Genomic DNA, 22,552 nt, shown 5'->3' on the forward strand with positions numbered 1-22,552 from the left:
AATCAGCGCGGCGGCGCATAGCCTGCGGGCAGCGATTGAACCACGGGCTGCGAAACGAAAACCGTGGCAGGTCGCTGCGGCGGCTCCGGTGCCATAACGGGAACAACTGTAACCGGCGGCAGCACGATCGTCCCTTCCTGCTGGAAATCGGCCTTGCCCTTCAGCGCGTCGATCTCGGCCTGCCGCGTCTTGAGATAAAACTGGCGATAGGACGCGTAAGGATTGGATTCCTCGTCTATGCGTTTGAACAGCGCATCGTTCTCCACGCGATCATCAAGCGAGCGAACCACGAATCCGCCATAGACATAGGCTGGATGCCTGAGAGGCCCGCCCACTGCGAACGGCATCAGGAAACGGTCCAGCCCCAGCCCCACCACGTCGCGCAGCGTCGTTGGTCCGACCAGCGGCAGGAACATATACGGTCCCGGCCCGATGCCATAATAGCCGAAGGTATAGGCAAACCCGTTGCGCCGGTAAGGCAGGTTGAACGGCTTGCTTTTGGCAACGTCGATCAGACCCGCCACTCCGACGGTCGAATTGATGGCAAAGCGGCCAAGCGTTTCAAGCGCCTTGCCCGGCTTCATCTGCAAGAGGAAGTTGAGTGCAACGATCGGCTCTGTAAGATTCACCAAAAAATTGCGCAGGCCCTTGCGAACCGGGGCTGGCACGGCTTTTTCATATTGCATGGCAATGGGCGCGATCACCGCGCCGTCGACTGCCTGAACCGCGTCATAGGACGCCTGATTGACCGCCTGCATCGGGTCCTGCGCCGGGGTCCGCTCACCCGAAACAACGATGCCCTGATCGGCAGGCTGGCTGATTTCGTCAAGCGACGGCGCAGGCGGGTTGGCAGCGGGATTTGCAGGGACGAGTGTCGGCAGGACGATAGTAGCTGCTGGCGGCGCCGGAACAGAAGGCGCGACGGGATCAGCGGCGGATGGTGTGGCCACTTCCTGAGGCGCGATTTCCGCCACAGGAACAGCAGCGGTCACCATCAGCGCCGCGCCAGCAAGAACAGTCAAACTCAATGCAGCATTCCCTTTTGCGCCGGTCCGGTTCGGTCCAGCCGATCAGAACGGCAGCTTGAAGCCGGGCGGAATGCCAGCGGCCATCTGCACTTTCTGCATTTCCTCTGCGGCGGCGGCATCTGCCTTGCCGCGCGCATCGTTGAACGCTGCCGCAACAAGGTCTTCGAGAATGCCCTTGTCGGCAGGCACGAGCAGGCTGTCATCGATGGACACGCCGATCACCCTGCCCTTGGCCGAAGCGCGGATACGCACCAGTCCGCCACCGGCGAGGCCTTCGACCTCGATGGAATCAAGCGTCGCCTGAGCATCTTCCATTTGCTTCTGGATGGTCTGCGCGGCTGCCTGGGCGGCCTGGATCATCTCTTCCATCGACTTCATGCGCGTTTGCTCCAAGGTCTCTTTTCGTGCTCTCGCGAGCTTTCTTCATCAACGATCACCGCGCCCGGAAAGGCTTCCAGTGCCGCCTTGACCAGCGGGTCCTGCCTCATCGCCGCAGCTTCTGCCGCAACCTTTGCCGCCTTGATCTCTTCAAGGCTTGGGGCGGCCTCACCTTCTGCCTGCTCCACGGTCCAGACATCGCCTGTCACGTGGTTCAAGGCGCGCCGGATATCTGCGCCCGGATCACCCGGCAAACCGGGCGCCAACTGATAGCGCAGAACACCATGCTTCAACTCTACGATACGAATGCCCAGCCGCATCGTAGAACCGATCAGGGGCGAAACGTGCTCGACCTTCTCGACCAGCGTTTCCCAATTGACTTGCGCAACCTGAGCGGGCGCTGAATGGGCGACTTCGCCTGAAGACCCGTTTCCATCGACCGGAACCTGCATGGCAACGGCCGGGCGCGAAGACAGTTCCTCAAGCTTGCGCACCAATCCGCCCGGATCGGGCATATCGGCCGCATGCATCACGCGCAGGAGCGCCATCTGCGCCGCCACCAGCGGATCGGGTGCAGTCTTCACTTCCTCGTAGCCCTTGAGCAGCAACTGCCACAGCCGGTGCAATTGCCCTGCCGCCAGCACCTTGGCCCACCGCTCCAGCGCCTCGCGCTCCTCGGCCGATCGTACGTCGGGTCCAATCCCGCCGATCTGAGTCACCGTAATGCGGTGGACCACATCCATTTGCGCGCGCATCATCGCGATGGGTTCGATTCCCAGCGCATATTGCTGCGCAACTTCTTCAAGGACCGCCCCACCCTTGCCCGAAAGAACCGCTTCAAGCAGACGGCGCTGCATGGTCTTGTCGGCAAGGCCGAGCATCTGGCGGACCTGATCGGCCGAAACATGCGTACGCCCATCGTCGCTGCCAACAAGATCCGCGTGGCTGATCGCCTGATCGAGTATCGACAGGCCATCGCGCACCGAACCTTCGGCGGCTGCGGCGACCATGGCAAGCGCCTCGGAATCGGCCTCTACGCCCTCCTTTTCGCAGATCATGCCGAAGTGGCTGGCGAGCAACGGCGCCGGAATCCGCTTCAGGTCGAACCGCTGGCAACGCGACAGCACCGTGACCGGCAGCTTGTCCACCTCGGTCGTGGCGAACAGGAACTTCACATGCGCGGGCGGTTCCTCAAGTGTCTTGAGCAAGGCATTGAATGCGTTGCGCGACAGCATGTGAACTTCGTCGATGATGTAGATCTTGTAGCGCGCCGAAACGGCGGCATAGCGCACCGCCTCGATGATCTCGCGCACGTCATCGACGCCGGTGTTCGAAGCGGCGTCCATCTCGATCACGTCGATATGACGGCCCTCGGCGATGGCGATGCAGGGTTCGCACTGCCCGCAAGGATCGATCGTCGGCCCGCCCTGCCCGTCCGGTCCGATACAGTTCAGCGCCTTGGCGATCAGGCGCGCGGTGGAAGTCTTGCCCACCCCGCGCACACCGGTCATCAGGAAGGCATGGGCCAGCCGGTCACGTCGGATCGCATTGGCCAGCGTCTGGACCATCGCGTCCTGCCCGATCAGTTCGGCAAAAGTCTGCGAACGATATTTGCGCGCCAACACACGATAGGGCTGGACTGCGGGTGCCGCAGTTGCTGGTGCAGGCTTTGGCGGTGAAGGCATTGGCGCTGAAACGGGCGGCGGTGCGGCAGGCGCTACCGGGACCGGCGCGGGGTCGCCGAACATCGAGGACTGCCCGGCAGCCTCAAGCTCCTGCTTGCTAGGTCCCGTTTCGTCGTCTTCCGGCTCGCCGCCGAACATGTCAGGTGAATCGCCCATCGCGTCCTATGTAGGAAGTCGCGCCGCCCTTGTCGAAGGGGACGCAGCGTTATGGGTGGAAAAGGAAATAGGAGCCGGCCGACCCGCCGCAAACCGTTGTGGCTGCTTCCTTCCGGACCTGACCAGGTTGGCGGACGCAAGCGTCCGACCGACTCCCAAGGCGGCATATGGCGAGGGTCGCAAAGTTTGTCCAGCCCTTCAGGCCGGGGTGCAAGGTTTGTCCAACCCTTCAGGCCGGACGATCGATCAACGGAAGTTGTCGGCGTAGCTTTGCAGCTTGAGCTTGCGCACGGGGGTCGGGATCACGTGGGCATCGATGCCATAGCGCGCGGCATAGGCCTGCGCATCGTCACAGGTTTCGAACTTGAGCACGACCTGCTGCTGGGTATCGCCCGATCCTGCCCAGCCCATCAGCGGATCGGGGCGCTTGGCCTCCGATGCTTCGAATTCGAGCAGCCAGTCGCTGGTCCGGGCCTTGCCGGACTGCATGGCGTTTTTCGGGCGCTGATAGATGCGTGCTGACATGGATGTTGCACTGCGTCGAATCGCCGCCGGAATCAAGTAGGGGAATCGCCCTTTCCTTCTGTGATCCTCAGCGCGAACGGTTGAACGCATTCTTGGTCTTGAGGCTGGGGTCTTCGGTCCACGGCTCATCCGGCCAGCGGTGGCGCGGATAGCGGCCCTTCATGTCCTTGCACACGTCCTTCCACGATCCGCGCCAGAAGCCCGGCAGATCGGCCGTGGTCTGGATCGGCTTGCTGCCGGGGCTGGTAAGCGAAAGCAGCAAGGGGCGCGGCGGCTGGCCCACGCAGGGGTGCCGGTCAATCCCGAACAGCGCCTGCACACGCAGTTCCACACACGGCCCGCCTTCGTGGGCATAGTCGATGGCATGAGTGGTGCCCGCCGGAGAACGGAATTCCGCCGGAGCCAGTCGTTCCAGTTCCTGCTGATCATTCCAGTCCAGCCGCGAAAGCAGCGCGTCGTGCAGCTTGCCCGCACTCACGTTCAGATCGCGCCGCCCTGCCAGCAACGGCGCGAGCCATTCTTCCAGCGAAGCGAGCAGCGCCGGTTCCGAAAGCGCCTCAAGCCCCGCATAGCCTGCCCGCTCGATCAGCGCCTTCGCGCCATCACCCAGCGGCAGCAGGCCCAGTCCGTCTTCGCGCACCTGGGCAATCAGCAGTGCGGTGACGTTTGCTGGATCGGGTTTGGGATCGGGTACGCGGGCCAGCACGATAGCGCCCAGTCGCCGCTCCAGCCGCGCCTCCATCCGTCCCTCGCCTGCATTCCATGACAGCGAATGCCGCTCCCCTATCCGATGCGAAAGGTGGCGCAACACCTCCGCTTCATCCAGCGCCAACGCCGCTGTGATCCGTGCGCCCTTGGCCTCACCCTGCGCATCGCCGATCACCAGCCACTTCGCCGTAGCGAGCGGCGATGCCGGATCCAGCCGGTAGCCGCGCCCGCCCGACGCAAGCCATTCCTCGCCAGATGCCCCCCGCGCTCGCGCGATCCGGTCGGGAAATGCTTCCGCGAGCAGGATGCCGGTCGGCACTTCGGCGAAGCGTCCTTCGACAGGCTCAGGACGAGCGGGGTTTTGGCCTTTGGCTTGCCTGTCCCCCAACCGCTCATGCTGAGCTTGTCGAAGCACCCGCGCCGCCACATCCGCCCAACGTGCAGCCAGCTTGCGCGAGGTTTCTGCCCGGCTTCCGCGCTCGCCCGCCCAGCGATCCAGCCTGCCCCCCAGATCCTCGCCCCGCCCACCAAGGCCGCGTTCCTGTAGCAGCAACGCCAACCGCGCCGCCTCGACCGCCTGCCCACGCTCTGCCGCAAACAGCAGCATGTGCGCCAGCGCCGGTTCCATCGGCAGCCGTGCCATGGCCCGCCCGTGCGGGGTGATCCGGCCTTCGCGGTCAAGCGCGCCCAGCGCCGCCAGTGCCGCCCGCGCTGTCGTCATTGCCGGCACAGGCGGCGGATCGAGCCATGCCATGGCGGCAACCTCGCCCGCACCCCACTGCGCCAGCGTAAGCGCAAGCGGCGCAAGATCGCTGGTCATCACTTCGGGCGGATCGAAGGCGGGACGGCCCGCATGCGCGGCTTCTTCCCACAACCGATAAGCCACGCCCGGTCCCTGACGTGCGGCGCGGCCTGCGCGCTGCGCGGCCGAAGCCTGGCTGGCGCGGGTCGTGATCAGCCGGGTCACGCCTGCCGCCTTGTCGAATTCCGCCCGGCGCGAAAGCCCGGCATCGACCACCACCGACACGCCGTCCAATGTCAGCGACGTTTCGGCGATGCTGGTGGCCAGCACGATCCTGCGGCGGCCCTGCGCATCGCGCCGGATGGCCGTGCGCTGCGCCGCAGGTTCAACCTGTCCGTGCAGCGGCAGCACCAGCGCAGACGGCAAGCGCTCCTCCAGCAGCGCCAAGGTCCGTTCGATCTGCGCAACGCCGGGCAGGAAGGCGAGGATATCGCCGCGTTCCTCGCGCCACGCCGTCTGGATGGCCGATGCCATCGCCGGTTCGATCTTCACATCGGGCCGCGCGCCCAGCCACCTGATCGTCAGCGGATGCGCCTTGCCCTGGCTCTCGATCACCGGGGCGCCGTCCATCAGCGCGGCAAAGCGCGACCCGTCGATGGTGGCGGACATCACCACGATCCGCAGATCCTCGCGCAACACGCCCTGCGCCTCTATCGCCAGCGCAAGCCCCAGATCACTGTCGAGATGGCGCTCATGCGCTTCATCGAACAGCACGGCCGAAACGCCCGAAAGTTCGGGATCGGCCAGGATCGTGGCGACGAAGATCGCCTCGGTCATCACCAGCACCCGCGTTTTCGCGGAACGCCGGGCATCAAGCCGGGTAATATAACCGATGGTGTCGCCTGCCTCCTCGCCCAGAAGTTCGGCCATGCGTTCGGCAGCAGCGCGCGCAGCCACGCGGCGGGGCGAAAGCACGATGACCTGCCCCGTGCACCACGGCGCGCCCAGCAGCGCGGGCGCAACGGCGGTCGTCTTGCCCGCCCCCGGCGGTGCTATCAGCACGGCGCTTGAACGCTCGCGCAGTACGGCAAGCAGGTCTGGCAGGACAGCGTGGATCGGCAGGTCGCTCACGCGACTCGCCTTACGGGGAATATCGCCCGCATGGCAACGACCAGCTTCGCAATGCGGGGTGGCTGCGATAAGGCGATACACATGAAGACCACGCTGGAATTCGTGGTGGCGCTGACCACCGGCATCCTGTTCAGCGGGGCGATTATCGGCGCGGGCATTCTTGGCGTCGGCGCAGTGTGCGGCGGCAGTTGCTACTGGCTATGGCGGCGTTTCGGCCGCCGCAAATGATCAGGTGGCGCGGCGGAACAACCCCGCTGCCACAAGCCAGCAGGTGCCAAAACCGACCGTCGCGGCAATGACATCGATCGTCCAGCCAGCCATCACGGCTGCCACCATCTGCATGGCGGCCATGGCCAGCATGGTTATCATCATGCCCTGCGCGCGCAAACGCGCGCGTACAGCGCCCACGATGCCAACCAGCGGAACCGCCATGAACCACCCATTCGCCGGATCGCTTTCGGAACCGGCGATCCCGACGGCCAGATTGGCCGCGACAAGCAGCAAGGCGGCAAATACCGCAAGGCATGCGCCTGCACGATAGGCAGGCTTGCGGCGGGAACAGATCGCAAGTTCAACCGCACCGCCTGCCATGCCGAACAGCAGCGCCGCAGCCGCAAAATCGCCGCCAGACCAATTGACCTCACCGGAAAACTGCATGGCTACCAATGGAGACAGCAACGCAAGCAGGGCACTGCCCCACAGGACAATGCGGCAGGGACAAAGCAGAGCGCTGCGTCGGTCAGCCTGCAAGTTCACCATGCCATGTCACTCCAAAATCACGGCAAATCCTCGCACGCGCCGCGGCGATGTCAAGCAGCCGGTTCAGAACCTTCGCGAGACGGCAAACTCGGCAGCTTCGGTCATGGCCGACTTTGCAGCGCTGTCGGCGAAGCCTGCAATGGCGTCGATCGCGCGCTGGGCATACATACGTGCCCGTTCGCGGGTGGCATTCACGGCATCGTGCCTGTGAATCAGCCCAATCGCGTGGGCAAGGTCCGCATCCGAAGAACGATCACCCGCAATAGCCTGCTGCCAGAAGGCGCGCTCATCGGCGTTGCCCCGCGCATAGGCAAGGATCACCGGCAGGGTCATCTTGCCTTCTCGGAAATCATCCCCCTGATCCTTGCCCATTTCGGCAGCGTCGGAATCATAATCGATCGCATCGTCCGCCAGCTGGAACGCGATGCCAAGGTTCCGGCCATAGGAATTGAGCGCCAGTTCATCGGCTTCAGGCCGTTCAGCCACCACCGCCGCAATGCGGCAAGCGGCTGAAAACAGCGCTGCTGTCTTGGCCGCGATGATGTCGAGATACATTTCCTCGGTCGTACCGATCTGGCGCTGGGCGACCAGTTGATCGACCTCGCCTTCGGAAATCACCGCCGAAGCATTGGACAGGATGCGCAGCACCTTCAGCGAGCCGTCCTCGACCATCAGTTCGAAGCTGCGGCTGAACAGGAAATCGCCGACAAGCACCGTGGCGGGATTGCCGTAAACGATGTTCGCGGTCTTCTTGCCGCGCCGCATGTCCGAACCGTCGACAACATCATCGTGCAGCAAGGTGGCGGTGTGAATGAATTCGACCGCTGCGGCCAGCTTGTAGTGGCGGCTGCCGCCGTAGCCCAGCAACGATGCACTGGCGAGCGTCAGCATCGGGCGCATGCGCTTGCCCCCGCCTGCGATAAGGTGCCCGGCCAACGTCGGGATCAGCGGGATGCGCGATTGCATCCGTTCGAGGATCACCGCGTTGACGCTGTTCATGCCTTCGGCCACCAGCGCCATCATCGGTGAAAGCGAAGGTTCGGCCTTGCGTGGCAGGGGGTGAATGGTCGCAGTCATCTTACGGCACCGCTTGGCGTCAAGGGCGGCGCTTGGCAAGATGCAAGTTGCAGGGTAGCGGGCGGATCAGGCGTTGAACGGGGTAAGCGGAATGAGCGAAGACGCGGTGCTGGCAGGTTATCGCCAGTCGATCGACAATATCGACGCGGCCATGATCCACATTCTGGCCGAGCGTTTTCGCATCACGCAGGCGGTCGGCGCCTACAAGGCGCACAACAAACTGCCCGCGTCCGATCCAGGGCGTGAAGAACGCCAGATCACGCGTCTGCGCAAACTGGCAGAGGATGCCCGGCTCGACCCCGAATTTTCGGAAAAATTCCTGCGCTTCATCATCGAGGAAGTGATTCGTCACCACCAGAAAGCGGCAAACACGCCGGATTGAGCGCGCATCAATCGTCCAGCGGAACACCTGGCACTTGCTTGGCAGTGCGAATCGTCAGGGAGGTTTTCACGCTGGCGACGTTCGGTGCAGGCGTCAGCTTGCTGGTCAAAAATTCCTGGAAACTTTGCAGATCGCGGCTGACGATCTTCAGGATGAAGTCGATCTCGCCATTGAGCATGTGACATTCGCGCACTTCGGCCAGCGTACGCATGTGCTCTTCGAACTGGCGCAGTGATTCTTCAGCCTGGCTCTTCAGGCTGACGAGAGCAAAGACGGTGATCGCAAAGCCCAGTTTCGAAGCATCGAGTTCGGCGTGATAGCCCTTGATCACCCCGGCATCTTCCAGCGCACGAACCCGGCGCAGGCAGGGCGGCGCAGTCAACCCGACGCGCTGCGCCAGTTCGACGTTGGTTACACGCCCTTCATCCTGCAATTCGGCCAGAAGCCGCCTGTCGATAGCATCCAAGGTTGCCATGCCCTCTGTTCGTCCGTTTCACGTTCGCCCACCGCGACATTCGGAAAGAAGCGCATATGGCAACTTTCCGCATAAAATCGAACAGCGGATGATAATAATGTTGTTTCATATCGCAATCGTCCCACATTGCAACGCGGTGGATAGCCGCCTTTTGCGCAGGGCCACGATTTGTTAGCTTTCGGTAGGTTAGACGGGCGATCCTGATTGGCACGCTGCGGCCTCTCGTTGAATCCATTTGCGGAGCCTTGATGATCGTTGATGACCGCCTTGAAACCGTGCTGCGTACCCACGCGGCCGGAAAAACGGCGGGTCGCACGCAGTTGCGGCAACTCATCGATCTGGTGGGTGCCGTGCCGTTATCGGCATGGTCGGCCCGCCACGCATCCGCGCTGGATCGAATCGATTCGCTGGCTTCGCTGCTGACGGACGAGGAATGCGCGGCGGTATTGCGCGGCACCAGCCACCGATCCGCCGTGCTGGTCTATCACTTCGCGCAGGGTAGCCCGCGCATCGCCTCGGCTGCCATATCCTCCGCACGTCTTCCCGAAGAGGACTGGCTGGCGCTCATTCCGCGCCTGCCCACGATGGCGCGTGGTTTCCTGCGCCACCGTACCGACCTTGGCGAGCGCGTTCGCAAACTTCTATCGCAATTGGGCATCAATGATTTCCTGCTGCCCCAACCTGAAATAGCCGAACCTGAAATAGAACATGCGGTCGAGGCTGTAGCTCAGACTCCCACGACCCCACAGCCAGACCCGGAGCCAGAGCCGGAAAACATACCGCAGCAATCGGCTGCCCCCCCCCCTGCCGCCGAAATTCCGGCAGAAGAAGGCATCGGTGCCATTGTCCGCCGGATCGAAGCCTTCCGCCGCAAACGCGACGAACGCGGCGCAGCCCTGCTTCCCCCCCGCAGCGATGGCGTTGCCCCGCTGCTGCCGTTCGTCGATGATCCGTTGCCCGCGCGCAAGGCACCGCTTGCGATCGATTTGCGCACCGATGCCGAAGGCGTTGTCGTGCAGGCGGGGATCGATCCTGCCGGCATGCTCGTTGGCAGCCGCTTGTTCGCCACCGATCAGGCTGCGCCGGTTCATTGCGACGATATCATGGCCCTCGCCTTCCGCCAGCACTTGCCGATCAGCGCAGGCCAGGTGTGCATCGCGGGGGCAGATCACGTTGCCGGACAATGGCAGGCCGATGGTACACCGGATTTCTCACGCGACGGTGGCAGCTTTACCGGCTACCTCCTTCGCCTGCGCCGCCCGCTGGCCATTGCCCATGCGACCGGCGCTGACCAGCAACTTACGCCCGCCATCGAAGCCGACAGGTTGCGCCAATTGCTGCATGAATTGCGCACACCGATCAATGCGATCCAGGGCTTTGCCGAAGTGATCCAGCAGCAGGTGTTCGGCCACACCCCGCACCAGTATCGCGCCATAGCTGCAAGTATCGCGTCGGATGCCGCACAGATGCTTGCCGGATTCGAGGAAGTCGAACGGCTGGTAAAGCTGGAAAGCAAGGCGCTGTCCATCGACATCGGTGAAGCTGACGCCGCTGCGATAGTCGCGCGGCTGGTCGAGCAGATATCGCCCGTCCTGTCGGCGCGCAACGTCCGGCTGACCATCGCCATGCCGCCGCTCCAGCTTGCCGTGTCGTTCGCGCCCGAAGAGGTCGAGCGTTCGGTCTGGCGCGTCCTGTCGGTCATTGCCGCCAGCGTGGCTCCCGGCGAACGACTGGGGATAACGCTCGAAGCACTACCCGATTTCGCAACTCTTGCCATCACCCTGCCCGCCGCCTTGCAACGGCTTGACGATGCGGCACTGTTCGCGCCCGATGCTGGCGGAAGCGGCGGATCGTTTGCTGCATCGGCCATGCTCGGCAACGGCTTCGCCCTGCGCCTTGCCCGCGCCGAACTGACCGCCGGCGGTGGCGCCCTGCGTCGCGATGGCGGTCGCATTCTTGTTGGTCTGCCGTACTTGACCAGTGGCACCGGCCCTCATACCCCATCCTCGCCCAGACCTGACGGCCCGTTTGCGGACCGGCAGTCGGTTGCAGGCTGACCGGGGGTGCAAGTGGATCAGCGACCGAACATTACCGACATGCCGCGCGACGCTGATTTTGTCCGCTTCGATCCGGCATTCGGCACACGTTTCGTGCTGACCGTGGATACGGAAGAAGAATTCGACTGGAGCAAGCCGCTCGACCGCACCAGCCATGCGCTCGACCATGTGCCCCGCCTCGCCAAGTTTCAGCAGTTTTGCGAAGGCGTTGGCGTGGTCCCGATCTACCTGATCGATTACCCGGTGGCGAGCGACAAGCGCGCCGTTGAAGTGCTGGGCGATGCGGTGAAGGCCGGGCGGGCGGAAGTCGGCGTGCAGTTGCATCCATGGGTCAGCCCGCCGCATGATGAAGTGGTCAACGTCCACAACAGTTTCGCCGGCAACCTGCCTGCCGAACTGGAACGCGCGAAGTTCCGCAAACTGCGCGATACGATCGAGGATGCCTTCGGCGTCGGACCGCAGATCTACCGCGCCGGACGCTATGGCGTGGGGCCAGCCACCGCCTCGATCCTGTCGGAATGCGGAATAGGCATCGATACGTCGGTGCGTTCACGCTTCGATTACAGTTCCACCGGTGGTCCCAATTTCCGCGATCTGCCGCTGCGGCCATGGTGGATCGACAAGCGCCGCGGCCTGATGGAAATGCCGCTGACAACCACTTTCTGGGGCTTGCTGCGCCAGCAGGGACAGGCGATCTATCCGGCACTGTGGCGTGTGCCCCGGCTGCGTGGTGCGCTATCGCGGCTCGGCTTGCTCGATCGCATTCCGCTGACGCCCGAAGGCGTCACGCTGGAAGAAGCGATCAAGGGCATCGACATGGCCATCGACGATGGCTTGCCGATCCTGGTGTTTTCATTCCACAGCCCCTCGCTTCGCCCTGGCCTTACGCCCTACGTCCGTGACGAGACGGAACTCGATGCCTTCTATGATTGGTGGCGCGGCGTATTCGCCTATCTTGCCAGACGGAACGTAAAGCCTGCCTGCGTCCGTGAAATCATCGCAGCCGCGCAAGTCTGATCCTCATGGCTTGCCAATCCGGCCATCGGCCTGTACCGGCACACGGCGATGGGCCTGTAGCTCAGCGGTTAGAGCTGGCCGCTCATAACGGCTAGGTCGCGGGTTCAAATCCTGCCGGGCCCACCATCACCCTTTCACGCCAACATTTGGGCGCCATCATGCTGACGATCAACGGCCTTACCGTGCGCCTGGGCGGGCGCGACATTCTGTCCGGGGCCACCGTCGCGGTGCCGCCGCGCGCAAAGGTCGGGCTGATCGGCCGCAATGGCGCGGGCAAATCGACGCTGGTCAAGGCGATCATCGGCGAAATCGAGCCGGACGAAGGCTCGGTCGAGATGCCGCGCCGCACCAAGCTGGGCTACATCGCGCAGGAAGCGCCCAACGGCGTCAAATCCCCGTTCGAAACGGTGCTCGAATCCGATGTCGAGCGCACCGAACTGCTTGCTGAATCCGAAACCTGCACTGATCCCGACCGTCTGGGAGACGTGCACGAACGCCTGCTCGCCATCGATGCCTATAGCGCCCCCTCGCGCGCCGCACGCATCCTCATCGGCCTCGGCTTCGACGAAGACATGCAGGCCCGTCCGCTCGACAGCTTCTCCGGGGGCTGGAAAATGCGCGTCGCGCTCGCCTCGCTGCTGTTCTCCTCGCCCGACGTGATGCTTCTCGACGAACCGTCAAACCATCTCGATCTTGAAGCAACGCTGTGGCTGGAGAACTTCCTCAAGTCTTACCCCGGCACCCTGATCGTCATCAGCCACGAACGCGATCTGCTCAACAATGTGGTCGATCATATCGTCCATCTGCATGCGGGCAAACTCACGCTCTATCCCGGCGGCTACGACAGTTTCGAACGCCAGCGCAACGAACGCCTTGCCCAGCAGGCCGCCGCGCGCGCCGCGCAGGAAGCGCAGGCCGGCCGCCTGAAGGACTACATCGCCCGCAACAGCGCCCGCGCCTCCACCGCCAAGCAGGCGCAATCGCGCGCCAAGATGCTGGCACGGATGCAGCCGATTGCGGCGATGATCGAAGATCCCTCGCTCAGCTTCGATTTTCCCGATCCCGAAGAACTGCGCCCGCCGCTGATCACGCTCGATCTCGCTTCGGTCGGTTACGCCCCCGGCAAGCCGATCCTGTCGCGACTGAACCTGCGCATCGATCCCGATGATCGCATCGCGCTGCTCGGCCGCAACGGCAATGGCAAGACCACGCTCGCCCGCCTGATCGCCGCGCAACTGGCGCCGATGGACGGGGCTATGCAGGCCACCGGCAAGATGCAGGTCGGCTATTTCACGCAGTATCAGGTGGAAGAACTGGCAGGCGCATCCACGCCGCTGGAACTGATGACCCGCGCGATGGAGGGCAAGACGCCCGGCGCGGTGCGCGCACAGCTTGGCCGCTTCGGCTTTTCCGGGCAGCGCGCCACATCGCAGGTCGGTACGCTTTCCGGCGGTGAACGCGCGCGTCTTGCGCTCGCGCTGGTCACGCGCGATGCGCCGCACATGCTGGTGCTGGACGAACCGACCAACCACCTCGATATCGATGCGCGCGAAGCGCTCGTCCAGGCGCTAAACACCTATCAGGGCGCGGTCATCCTGATCAGCCACGATCGCCACATGGTGGAACTCGTTGCTGACCGGCTCGTGCTGGTCGATGGCGGGACAGCCAGGCCCTATGACGGCAATATCGAGGATTACATCGATTTCATCCTTGGCCGTAACCAGCCCAAGAGCGGTCAATCGGGCCAGCCCAAGGAAAAGGGCACCGCGCAGGACCGCAAGGCCCGCGCCATGGCCCGCGACGAATTCAAGGCACTCAAGAAAAAGCAGGCCGAGGCCGAAACCGCCGTCAATAAACTCCAGGCCGAACTCGCCCAGATCGACCGCGCGATGTTCGAACCCTCAGCCGCAATCCCCGCGCTTGCCAAACTGCCGATGAGCGAACTCTCCCAACGCCGCGGCAAACTCGCCCGCGAACTCGAACAGGCAGAAGAAGCGTGGATGCTGGCAGGCGAAAAACTCGAATCCGCGAGTTGAGCGCCGTCCAGACGCAATGGCCAGCGCACCGCGCCACCAAGCCATTTTGCCGCATGTTACAGGTGCCTTGAACCATTCCCGCGCCGTGGCGAACAGGAAAATGGTGCCGCTTAGGTGATTCGAACACCTGACCCCATCATTACGAATGATGTGCTCTACCGACTGAGCTAAAGCGGCCCGCCTTGGGGGCAGGCGGGCCGTTTACTCAGGCAGGGGGGGCTAGGCAACCCTTTTTGCGGGAAATCTTGCCGATTGCCTAAGCCTGCGGGTTCTGGCTCCATTCGATCACCGCTTCGACCATCGCCGATGCAATGTGCGCGATGTCTTCCTCGCCTGCGATCAATGGCGGCGTGGTGTACAGGATATCGCGGAACGGGCGCAGCCAGACGCCTCTTTCGATACAGGCGGCGGACAGCCGGTCCGCGGGCGCTGGGCTATCGAACTGGATCACGCCGATGGCGCCGCGCACCCGCACGTCCCTGACGCCCGGCAATGTTCGCGCCGGTGCCAGCAGGCGTTCAAGCTGCTTGCCGATCGCGCGCGACTGTTCCAGCCGGGGCTCGCTTTCGAACAGGTCAAGCGAGGCGTTGGCTGCCGCGCAGCCCATCGCATTGCCCATATAAGTCGGCCCGTGCATCAGCGCATGGAGCGGATCGTCAGACAGGAAGCCCTCGTAAATCCGCGCGCTGGCAATCGTGGCGGCCAATGGCAGCGTACCGCCGGTCAGCGCCTTGGACAGCGTGACGATATCAGGCTGGACGCCCGCAATCTGGCAGGCGAACAGCGCATCGCCCAGCCGCCCCAGCCCGACGAATATCTCGTCGAAGATCAGCAGGAGGTCGTGCGCGTCCGCCAGCCGGCGCAACGCCTGCAAGGTAAAGGGATCATGGAACACCATGCCGCCTGCGCCCTGCACCAGCGGCTCGACGATGATTCCGGCAAGCTCCCCACGGTGCCGGTTAATCAATTCGCCGAGCGCGATTTCGTCAGCGGCATCGCGGGGCAGATCGACAACCACCTGTTCGAGCAGCGCCCCCTTGAACAGGCTGTGCATCCCCTCGTCCGGGTCACACACGCTCATCGTGGCGAAGGTATCGCCGTGGTAGCCACCGCGAAAGCACAGGAACTTGACCCTGCGCTGACCCCGGTTGAGCCAGAACTGCGCGGCCATCTTCATCGCGACCTCGACCGCGACTGACCCTGAATCGCTGAAGAACACATGATCGAGATCGCCCGGCAGAAGGTTCGCCAGCCGCTCCGCCAGGATATAGGCCTGTTCGTGGGCCAGACCGCCCAGCATGACGTGAGGAAGCGTCTGCAACTGGCGCTGGACCGCCGCCTCGATATGCGGATGGCGATAACCGTGGACAGTGGCCCACCAGCTTGAAATGCCGTCCACCAGTTCGCGCCCGTCCGCGAGTATCAGGCGCATGCCGCTGGCCGAGGCGACCGGCAGCGGTGGCCGCGCGGTCTGCATCTGGGTGTAGGGCAGCCACACATGCCTGCGCCCGCTGGCATACCAATCGGGTTCGCGCGTCATCATCATCTCCGGGTCATTCCGCCGCCGCCGATGCCCTTAACTGTGCCACGGTTCAAGCGTGCTGACGGCGCTGGCTGGTCACCCCGCGAAAGGCCCAGCGTCCGGCATCGCTCCACGGCCCGCCCATGTAGTGATGCAGCGCCAATCCGGCGAAGGAAAAGCTGCGCGGGACAAATGTTTCGCGCAGGCTCGACTGGAGCGCGATGGCATCCTTGCGCAGGACCTTGTTTTGCACGGTCACATGCAGGCGGGGCACCTGATCGTCCTGTCGGCTCAAAAGCCCGTGAAAATGATCGGCAATCCCGTCACGCAACGCGAGCATGCCGGGGCTGTCTATCCTGAACGCCGTCCCGCCGCCCAGATCCATGACATCGCAGAGCCGCGCCTCCACCGGCGGGTTCTGACCGGCAATGCGGGCAAGCAATGCCCGCGCTTCATCCAGCACATGGTAAGGCAAGGCGTGGAACAGCGTGACATGCGCGCGCAGGTGATTGCGTTCCGGGGGAAAATGCGCCCGGCGCAATCCGTCCGCCCACGATTGCAGCGGCGCGGGCAGTTCAGCCGTGACGATCAGCGGAGCGTTGAGAGGAGCGGTTGCTTGCACACTGCAAACTTTCGCAGGTCATGCAGCAAAGGCAAGCGCGGCAAAAGGGAATGACGGGAACATTCGGCAAAGTCGAGGCGGGCTGCTTTCACGACCCATCCGGCCAAGCCGCAATGTTCCCTGGATTCCGGGCGAAGCGATGCAATCGCCCCGAGCCTCCGTAAATCATCTTACGGCCTGTGCGTTAAAAATATAGCACTTATTGGCCAAACTGGATCGTTCAGCCGCGCGGCTACATGTCTCCGCGCGCCTTGCGCAGGGCGAACCATTTGGCAACATTGGCATTATGTTGCGCCAGCGTATCGGCAAAAACATGGCCGCCGGAACCATCTGCAACCATGAACAGCGCATTCGTTTCGGCCGGATCAAGCACCGCTGCAATCGAATCGCGCCCCGGATTGGTGATCGGTCCCTTTGGCAGCCCGACCATCGTATAAGTGTTGTACCCGTTCACCGCCTGAATCTCGGACTGGCGGATGCGGCGACCCAGCGGTTTTCCGCGCGTGATCGGATAGATGATCGTGGGATCGGCCTGAAGGAGCATGCCCTGCCGCAACCGGTTGGAATAAAGCCCGGCAACCATGCGACGCTCTTCGGGCTTGCCGGTTTCCTTTTCCACGATCGAGGCAAGGATGAGCGCCTCCTGTGGTGTCTTGGCCACCGTTCGCCCTGTCCGTTTGGCCCACAGTTCCGCGAGCGTACGGTCCATCGCTGCCTGCATGCGTTTGAGCACGGCCGCGCGCGCCTCGCCCTTCTGCCAATCGTAGCTGTCAGGCAGAACCGTGCCCTCTTCCGGCACGGCGACCGGCCCGATGAGATCCTTGTTCGCCATGAGACGATCGGCGACCATCACCGAGGGCATGCCTTCGGGAATGGTGACGAGGCGACGGATCACCTTGTCGCCTTTGAGGATTTCAAGGATCGTCGCTTCGCTGGCCCCCTTGGGCAGAAGGAACGATCCGGCCTTGACCTCGGTCCCGCCACCAAGCAGCCTTGCCCGCAGCTTGAACATCGTGGCGGAGTCAACCGCCCCCGCCGCCTCAAGGTCGTCAGCCAGCGCGCTCAGGCCTTCGCCCTCGCCAACGTCGAACTCCAGTTGCTTTTCGAGCGGCCCGCCTGTGTACCAGCCTCCGGCGATCCACGCCAGAATGGCAAGCGCGCCAAGCAGCACTGCAAGAAACGGCAACCTCGACCGGCGACGGGCCACAGCCCAGCCCCTCAGTCTTCCACCGATTTGACGACAAGGCTCGCGTTGGTGCCGCCAAAACCGAACGAATTGTTCAGCGCGGCACGGACCCGGCGCTTCTTGGCGACGTGCGGAACAAGGTCCACGCCCACGCAGCTATCGCTAGGGGTGTCGAGGTTCAGCGTCGGCGGCACGATCTGATCGCGCAATGCCAGAATGCAGAAAATCGTCTCGACCGCGCCCGCGCCACCCAGCAGGTGACCGATGGCCGATTTGGTCGAGGACATCGACACATCGTCGATGGCAGTGCCGAACAGGCGGCGCACCGCGCCCAGTTCCAGCTCGTCGCCCAGCGGCGTCGACGTGCCGTGCGCATTGACATAGTCGATGTCGGCAGGGGTCATGCCCGCCTTCTTCAAGGCCATTTCCATCGAACGGAACGCGCCCGAACCTTCGGGATGAGGTGCCGTCACATGATAGGCATCACCCGACAGGCCATAGCCGACAACTTCGGCATAGATCTTCGCGCCGCGCGCCTTGGCATGTTCGTATTCTTCGAGAACGACCACGCCCGCGCCTTCGCCCATGACGAAACCGTCACGCGCCTGATCGTAAGGGCGGCTGGCCTTGGTCGGATCATCGTTGAACCCGGTTGAAAGCGCGCGGGCCTGTGCAAAACCGGCAATCCCGATCGGGCAGATCGTGCCTTCGGCACCGCCCGCCAGCATGATGTCGGCATCGTCGTCGCGGATCATGCGCGCGGCATCGCCGATCGAATGCGCGCCGGTGGAACACGCGGTGACCACCGCGTGGTTCGGACCCATCAGGCCGTACTTGATCGATACCTGCCCGGATATCAGGTTGATCAGACGACCATGGACGAAGTGCGGGCTGACGCGCGTCGGCCCCTTGGCCGCCAGCACCAGCGATTCGCTTTCGATTCCCGGCAGGCCGCCAATGCCCGATCCGATCGAGCAGCCTGCGCGATAGCGCATGGCTTCGGGCATGTCCTCCAGCCCGGCGTCCTCGATGGCCTGTCCCGCAGCGTCAATGCCATATACGATGAACGGATCGACCTGGCGCTGGACCTTGTGATCCACGCGCTTGTTCGCGTCGAAGCCGTATTCATGGTCGGCCGGCTTCACCTCGCAGGCGATGCGGCACTTCTGGTCGCTGGCATCGAAACGCGTGATCGGGCCTGCGCCAGACTTTCCGGCAAGCAGGTTCTTCCACACGGTTTCCACGTCCGCGCCCAGCGGGGTGACGAGGCCAAGTCCGGTTACGACGACACGACGCATTGTATTCTCCGGGAAATATGCAAACAGGCCCAGCCCCGAAAGAGAGGCTGAGCCTGCCGAAGTCCTCCCCTGCCCTGCCCATCGGGGCCGGACGGCTCCACGGTCCGCGTCCTGCGCAGGACCGGGAACCCCGGGTGGATCTGGGCGATCAGCCCTTGTTTTCGTCGATGTACTTGATCGCGTCCTGCACGGTCGAGATCTTCTCGGCCGCATCGTCGGGGATCTCGACGCCAAATTCTTCTTCGAAGGCCATCACCAGCTCGACGATGTCGAGCGAGTCTGCGCCCAGATCGTCGATGAAGCTGGCTTCTTCGGTGACCTTGTCAGCCTCGACGCCGAGGTGCTCGACAACGATCTTCTTTACGCGGTCGGCGGTATCGCTCATGAAATGCCCCTTCGAAGGAAAGCTGTTGGTTCTGGTTCGGCTTTCGCCCTAATGAACGGATTGAAGGCTGGCAAGTGGTGTGGTGCGGAACATCACAGACCACGCACCATCCGGCTTGTCCCCCGCCTTATCCTTTCGCCTGTTCGACCACGCGCACATGCAGTTCGCGCAACTGCTTCAGCCCCGCCGGAGACGGCGCGCCCATCAGCAGATCTTCGGCGCGCTGGTTCATCGGGAACAGCGTGATCTCGCGCAGGTTCTGCGCACCGCAGATCAGCATGACGATACGATCCACACCTGCGGCCATGCCGCCGTGCGGCGGTGCGCCATACTGAAACGCGCGATACAGCCCGCCAAAACGCTCTTCCACATCAGCTTTCGAAAGGCCGACCAGTTCGAACGCCTTGACCATGGTTTCGGGCGACTGGTTGCGGATTGAACCAGACGCAATCTCGAAGCCGTTGCAAACAAGATCGTACTGAAACGCATTGATCGTCAACGGATCCTGCGTGTTCAACGCTTCGAGACCACCCTGCGGCATCGAGAACGGGTTGTGGCTGAATTCGACCTTCTTGTTGTCCTCGTCCCATTCGTAGAACGGGAAATCGACGATCCAGCACAGTTCGAAGCGGTCCTTGTCGATCAGACCAAGCTGTTCGCCCACGCGGGTCCGGGCAAGACCAGCCAGCTTTGCCGCCTGCTCTTCCTTGCCGGCGGCAAAGAAGCAGCCGTCATCTGGTCCCAGACCCAGCGCATCGAACAGCGCCGCCATCTTGTCCTCGCCGTGATTCTTCGCAATCGGTCCGCCGAACACGCCAGCCTTGCGGGTGGCATAGCCCAGCCCGGCATGGCCTTCGGCGCGCGCCCAATCGTTCATCTCATCGAAGAACTTGCGGCTCTTGTCCGCCGTGTTCGGTGCGGGGATCAGGCGCACGGTGCCGCCGCTGCCCACGATCTTCTCGAACAGGCCAAAACCGGATTCGCGGAACTCTTCTGACACATCGCGGATGATGATCGGGTTGCGCAGGTCCGGCTTGTCCGAGCCATACTTGAGCATCGATTCGGCATAGGGAATGCGCGGGAAGCTGCCAATCGGCGTAACCGCCCGAACTTTTCCGTCCTTGGCGGCAAAAGCTTCAAACACGCCGCCGATCACTGGCTCCATCGTTTCCCACACTTCTTCCTGGGTCACGAAGCTCATTTCCAGATCGAGCTGGTAGAATTCGCCCGGCAAGCGGTCAGCGCGCGGGTCTTCGTCGCGGAAGCACGGGGCGATCTGGAAGTAGCGGTCGAAGCCCGCCACCATCAGCAACTGCTTGTACTGCTGCGGCGCCTGCGGCAGCGCATAGAACTTGCCCGGATGAATGCGGCTCGGCACGAGGAAATCGCGCGCGCCTTCGGGCGACGATGCGGTCAGGATCGGCGTCGAATATTCGGTGAAGCCTGCGCCTTCCATGCGGCGACGCATGTCCGATATGACCTTGGTGCGGGTCACGATGTTGGCGTGGAGCGTCTCGCGGCGCAGGTCGAGGAAGCGATAGCGCAGGCGGATGTCTTCGGGATATTCCTGCTCGCCCGCCACCGGCATCGGCAGTTCTTCAGCAGCGGAAAGTACCGTGGCCCCGCGCGCGTAAACCTCGATCGCGCCGGTCGGCAGGTTCGGGTTCACCGTGCCTTCTGACCGCGCCTTCACGGTGCCATCGATGGTAACCACCGATTCCACGCGAAGTCCTTCAAGGATCGCCAGCGCCGGGCTGTCCACGTCCGCTACGATCTGCGTCATGCCATAGTGATCGCGCAGATCGACGAACAGCACGCCGCCGTGATCGCGCTTGCGATGCACCCAGCCCGAAAGGCGGACGGTCTGTCCGACATCACCGCGCGTCAGGGCGCCGCAGGTATGGGAACGATAAAGGTGCATCGAAACTCTTTCCAATCGGTCTGCAATCGGGCAGGGGAAACAAGCGCGGCTAACAGGCGATGGCCGCAGATTTGTCAAGCCACAGCCCCCATTGCCAACGTGGGCGGGCGAAGACGAAGTCCCCGGCAGGGGGCACCACCGGGCCGCGTATCACGCGCGCCATACAGAAAAGACCGATGAAGATACATCCCCTCATCACCACGACCGAAGCCCTGACCGAACTTTGCGACAGGCTGGCCAAAGCAGATTTCGTCACGGTCGATACCGAATTCATGCGTGAAAACACCTATTGGCCCGAACTGTGCCTGGTGCAGATCGCCGATGACAAGGAAGCCGCGGCGATCGATCCGCTCGCGCCCGGTATCGACCTGAAACCGCTGCTCGACCTGATGTGCGACAATGAGGACGTGCTGAAGATCTTCCATGCAGGCGGCCAGGATGTGGAAATCATCTATAACCTCACAGGCAAGACCCCTCACCCGATCTTCGATACGCAGATTGCGATGATGGCGGTCAGCCAGTCCGAACAGATCGGCTATTCCAACCTTGTCGAATCATGGCTCGGCCTGTCGATCGACAAGGGCGCGCGCTTTACCGACTGGTCGCGTCGCCCGCTCACCGAACGCCAGATCGAATATGCCATCGGCGACGTCACGCATCTTTCGAAGATTTTCCCCAAGCTGCTGAAGCGGCTGATCAAGACCGGGCGTGGTGCATGGCTCGACATCGAGATGGAAAAGCTGGCCGACCCTGACAATTACCGCGCAGACATGGAAACCGTGTGGCAGAAAATCCGCGCCCCCAGCCGCAATCCCGCCGTGCTCGGCCGGTTGAAGGCGCTTGCTGCATGGCGTGAACGCGAAGCGATGGACAAGAACATACCGCGCGGCCGCATCATGCGCGATGAAACACTGGCCGATATCGCCAGTCACCCCCCGCGCGATCAGGCAGATCTTGCGAAGGTGCGCGGCCTTTCATCGGGCTGGAAGGAAAACGACATTGGCCGCCGCCTGATGCAGGTCATCGCCGATGCCAAGCCGCTGACCGAAGCCGAAATGCCGCCCAAGACTCCGCGCGGCGCCCCGCTGGGCAAGGAAGGCGCGCTGGTTGCCGATTTGCTCAAGCTGCTGCTGAAGATCCGCAGCCGCGAGATCGACATTGCCGCGCGCCTGCTTGCCCGCACAGACGATCTCGAACTGCTCGCCGCCGGCCAGCGCAAGAACCTCGCCATCCTTGAAGGCTGGCGCTTCGACCAGTTCGGTCGCGATGCGCTCGAACTGGTCGAAGGCAAGCTTGCCTTCGCGGTGGTCAATGGCAAGCTCAAGATGGCGCATATCGACAATATCGCGGACAGGGACGATGCAGCCGCCGAGGTTGCGGAAGTCGTCGTGCACATCGACGAATAGCCCCCTATGCTCCATCCCTCTTCTCGTCATTGCGAGCGTAGCGAAGCAATCCAGTG

General features: G+C 63.2%; 20 protein-coding genes, 2 tRNA genes and 1 other RNA gene. 7 read left to right on the forward strand and 16 right to left on the reverse strand.

Annotation, left to right across the window (positions count from 1 at the left end; translation table 11 throughout):
• Positions 1–2: 2 nt before the first annotated feature.
• The 6 genes from LUA85_RS11630 to hrpB all read right to left on the reverse strand — a co-directional run bounded on the left by LUA85_RS11630 (position 3) and on the right by hrpB (position 6,353).
• The gene (locus tag LUA85_RS11630; protein ID WP_231469889.1) at positions 3–1,028 is read right to left on the reverse strand and encodes a VacJ family lipoprotein; all 1,026 of its coding nucleotides are present in this window, start codon (positions 1,026–1,028) and stop codon (positions 3–5) included.
• Between the two features lie 42 nt (positions 1,029–1,070).
• Positions 1,071–1,406 carry a YbaB/EbfC family nucleoid-associated protein gene (locus LUA85_RS11635; RefSeq protein WP_231469891.1) on the reverse strand — a complete coding sequence of 112 codons (336 nt, stop codon included), beginning with the start codon at positions 1,404–1,406 and terminating at the stop codon, positions 1,071–1,073.
• On the reverse strand, positions 1,403–3,247 hold the full coding sequence (locus LUA85_RS11640) for a DNA polymerase III subunit gamma/tau (RefSeq protein ID WP_231469893.1): 1,845 nt from the start codon (positions 3,245–3,247) through the stop codon (positions 1,403–1,405). The genes LUA85_RS11635 and LUA85_RS11640 overlap by 4 nt, the downstream gene beginning before the upstream one ends.
• A gap of 64 nt (positions 3,248–3,311) precedes the next feature.
• An RNA gene (gene ffs, locus LUA85_RS11645) (signal recognition particle sRNA small type) lies at positions 3,312–3,406 on the reverse strand.
• 87 nt (positions 3,407–3,493) lie between these two features.
• Positions 3,494–3,772 carry an ETC complex I subunit gene (locus LUA85_RS11650; protein ID WP_231469895.1) on the reverse strand — a complete coding sequence of 93 codons (279 nt, stop codon included), beginning with the start codon at positions 3,770–3,772 and terminating at the stop codon, positions 3,494–3,496.
• A gap of 67 nt (positions 3,773–3,839) precedes the next feature.
• On the reverse strand, positions 3,840–6,353 hold the full coding sequence (gene hrpB / locus LUA85_RS11655; protein ID WP_231469898.1) for an ATP-dependent helicase HrpB: 2,514 nt from the start codon (positions 6,351–6,353) through the stop codon (positions 3,840–3,842).
• An 81-nt stretch (positions 6,354–6,434) separates the two neighbouring features.
• Between hrpB and LUA85_RS11660 the strand changes: the two genes are divergently transcribed.
• Complete coding sequence (locus LUA85_RS11660; protein WP_231469900.1) at positions 6,435–6,581, forward strand: hypothetical protein; 147 nt, start codon at positions 6,435–6,437, stop codon at positions 6,579–6,581.
• Here the strand turns inward: LUA85_RS11660 and LUA85_RS11665 are convergent, their stop codons facing one another.
• Together LUA85_RS11665 and LUA85_RS11670 are read right to left on the reverse strand one after the other, a co-directional pair.
• Positions 6,582–7,010 carry a hypothetical protein gene (locus tag LUA85_RS11665; RefSeq protein WP_231469902.1) on the reverse strand — a complete coding sequence of 143 codons (429 nt, stop codon included), beginning with the start codon at positions 7,008–7,010 and terminating at the stop codon, positions 6,582–6,584.
• Between the two features lie 165 nt (positions 7,011–7,175).
• Positions 7,176–8,189 (reverse strand): polyprenyl synthetase family protein, encoded by a 1,014-nt coding sequence (locus LUA85_RS11670; protein ID WP_231469904.1) that lies wholly within the window; start codon positions 8,187–8,189, stop codon positions 7,176–7,178.
• A gap of 91 nt (positions 8,190–8,280) precedes the next feature.
• On the opposite strand from LUA85_RS11670, the gene LUA85_RS11675 reads away from it, so the two are divergent.
• A complete protein-coding gene (locus tag LUA85_RS11675) occupies positions 8,281–8,571 on the forward strand; it encodes a chorismate mutase (RefSeq protein ID WP_231469906.1) in 291 nt (96 codons plus the stop codon).
• Between the two features lie 7 nt (positions 8,572–8,578).
• Here the strand turns inward: LUA85_RS11675 and LUA85_RS11680 are convergent, their stop codons facing one another.
• Positions 8,579–9,046: an Lrp/AsnC family transcriptional regulator gene (locus LUA85_RS11680; protein WP_231469907.1), complete on the reverse strand. Its 468-nt coding sequence runs from the start codon at positions 9,044–9,046 to the stop codon at positions 8,579–8,581.
• 248 nt (positions 9,047–9,294) lie between these two features.
• On the opposite strand from LUA85_RS11680, the gene LUA85_RS11685 reads away from it, so the two are divergent.
• The 4 genes from LUA85_RS11685 (at position 9,295) to LUA85_RS11700 (ending at position 14,156) form a co-directional block, all read left to right on the forward strand.
• Entirely contained in the window at positions 9,295–11,103 is a 1,809-nt protein-coding gene (locus LUA85_RS11685) for a histidine kinase dimerization/phospho-acceptor domain-containing protein (protein ID WP_231469909.1), read from the forward strand.
• Between the two features lie 39 nt (positions 11,104–11,142).
• Entirely contained in the window at positions 11,143–12,120 is a 978-nt protein-coding gene (locus LUA85_RS11690) for a polysaccharide deacetylase family protein (RefSeq protein ID WP_231471853.1), read from the forward strand.
• A gap of 50 nt (positions 12,121–12,170) precedes the next feature.
• Positions 12,171–12,246: transfer RNA gene (locus LUA85_RS11695), tRNA-Ile, on the forward strand.
• A 32-nt stretch (positions 12,247–12,278) separates the two neighbouring features.
• Positions 12,279–14,156, forward strand: a complete 1,878-nt coding sequence (locus LUA85_RS11700; protein WP_231469911.1) for an ABC-F family ATP-binding cassette domain-containing protein — start codon at positions 12,279–12,281, stop codon at positions 14,154–14,156.
• Between the two features lie 101 nt (positions 14,157–14,257).
• Here LUA85_RS11700 and LUA85_RS11705 read toward each other — a convergent pair.
• The 7 genes from LUA85_RS11705 to aspS all read right to left on the reverse strand — a co-directional run bounded on the left by LUA85_RS11705 (position 14,258) and on the right by aspS (position 21,090).
• Positions 14,258–14,333 (reverse strand) — tRNA-Thr (locus LUA85_RS11705).
• 79 nt (positions 14,334–14,412) lie between these two features.
• The gene (locus LUA85_RS11710; RefSeq protein WP_231469913.1) at positions 14,413–15,696 is read right to left on the reverse strand and encodes an adenosylmethionine--8-amino-7-oxononanoate transaminase; all 1,284 of its coding nucleotides are present in this window, start codon (positions 15,694–15,696) and stop codon (positions 14,413–14,415) included.
• A gap of 52 nt (positions 15,697–15,748) precedes the next feature.
• On the reverse strand, positions 15,749–16,300 hold the full coding sequence (locus LUA85_RS11715; RefSeq protein WP_231469915.1) for a 2'-5' RNA ligase family protein: 552 nt from the start codon (positions 16,298–16,300) through the stop codon (positions 15,749–15,751).
• 232 nt (positions 16,301–16,532) lie between these two features.
• Positions 16,533–17,507, reverse strand: coding sequence for an endolytic transglycosylase MltG (mltG, locus tag LUA85_RS11720; RefSeq protein WP_231469918.1), 975 nt, complete (start codon positions 17,505–17,507; stop codon positions 16,533–16,535).
• A gap of 11 nt (positions 17,508–17,518) precedes the next feature.
• Positions 17,519–18,784 carry a beta-ketoacyl-ACP synthase II gene (gene fabF, locus LUA85_RS11725; RefSeq protein WP_231469920.1) on the reverse strand — a complete coding sequence of 422 codons (1,266 nt, stop codon included), beginning with the start codon at positions 18,782–18,784 and terminating at the stop codon, positions 17,519–17,521.
• Between the two features lie 148 nt (positions 18,785–18,932).
• On the reverse strand, positions 18,933–19,169 hold the full coding sequence (locus LUA85_RS11730) for an acyl carrier protein (RefSeq protein ID WP_168853306.1): 237 nt from the start codon (positions 19,167–19,169) through the stop codon (positions 18,933–18,935).
• A 127-nt stretch (positions 19,170–19,296) separates the two neighbouring features.
• Positions 19,297–21,090, reverse strand: coding sequence for an aspartate--tRNA ligase (aspS, locus tag LUA85_RS11735; RefSeq protein WP_231469922.1), 1,794 nt, complete (start codon positions 21,088–21,090; stop codon positions 19,297–19,299).
• Positions 21,091–21,266: 176 nt separating this feature from the next.
• On the opposite strand from aspS, the gene rnd reads away from it, so the two are divergent.
• Complete coding sequence (gene rnd / locus LUA85_RS11740) at positions 21,267–22,496, forward strand: ribonuclease D (protein WP_231469924.1); 1,230 nt, start codon at positions 21,267–21,269, stop codon at positions 22,494–22,496.
• Positions 22,497–22,552 lie beyond the last annotated feature (56 nt).

Source organism: Novosphingobium sp. CECT 9465, from assembly GCF_920987055.1.
GTDB lineage: Bacteria > Pseudomonadota > Alphaproteobacteria > Sphingomonadales > Sphingomonadaceae > Novosphingobium.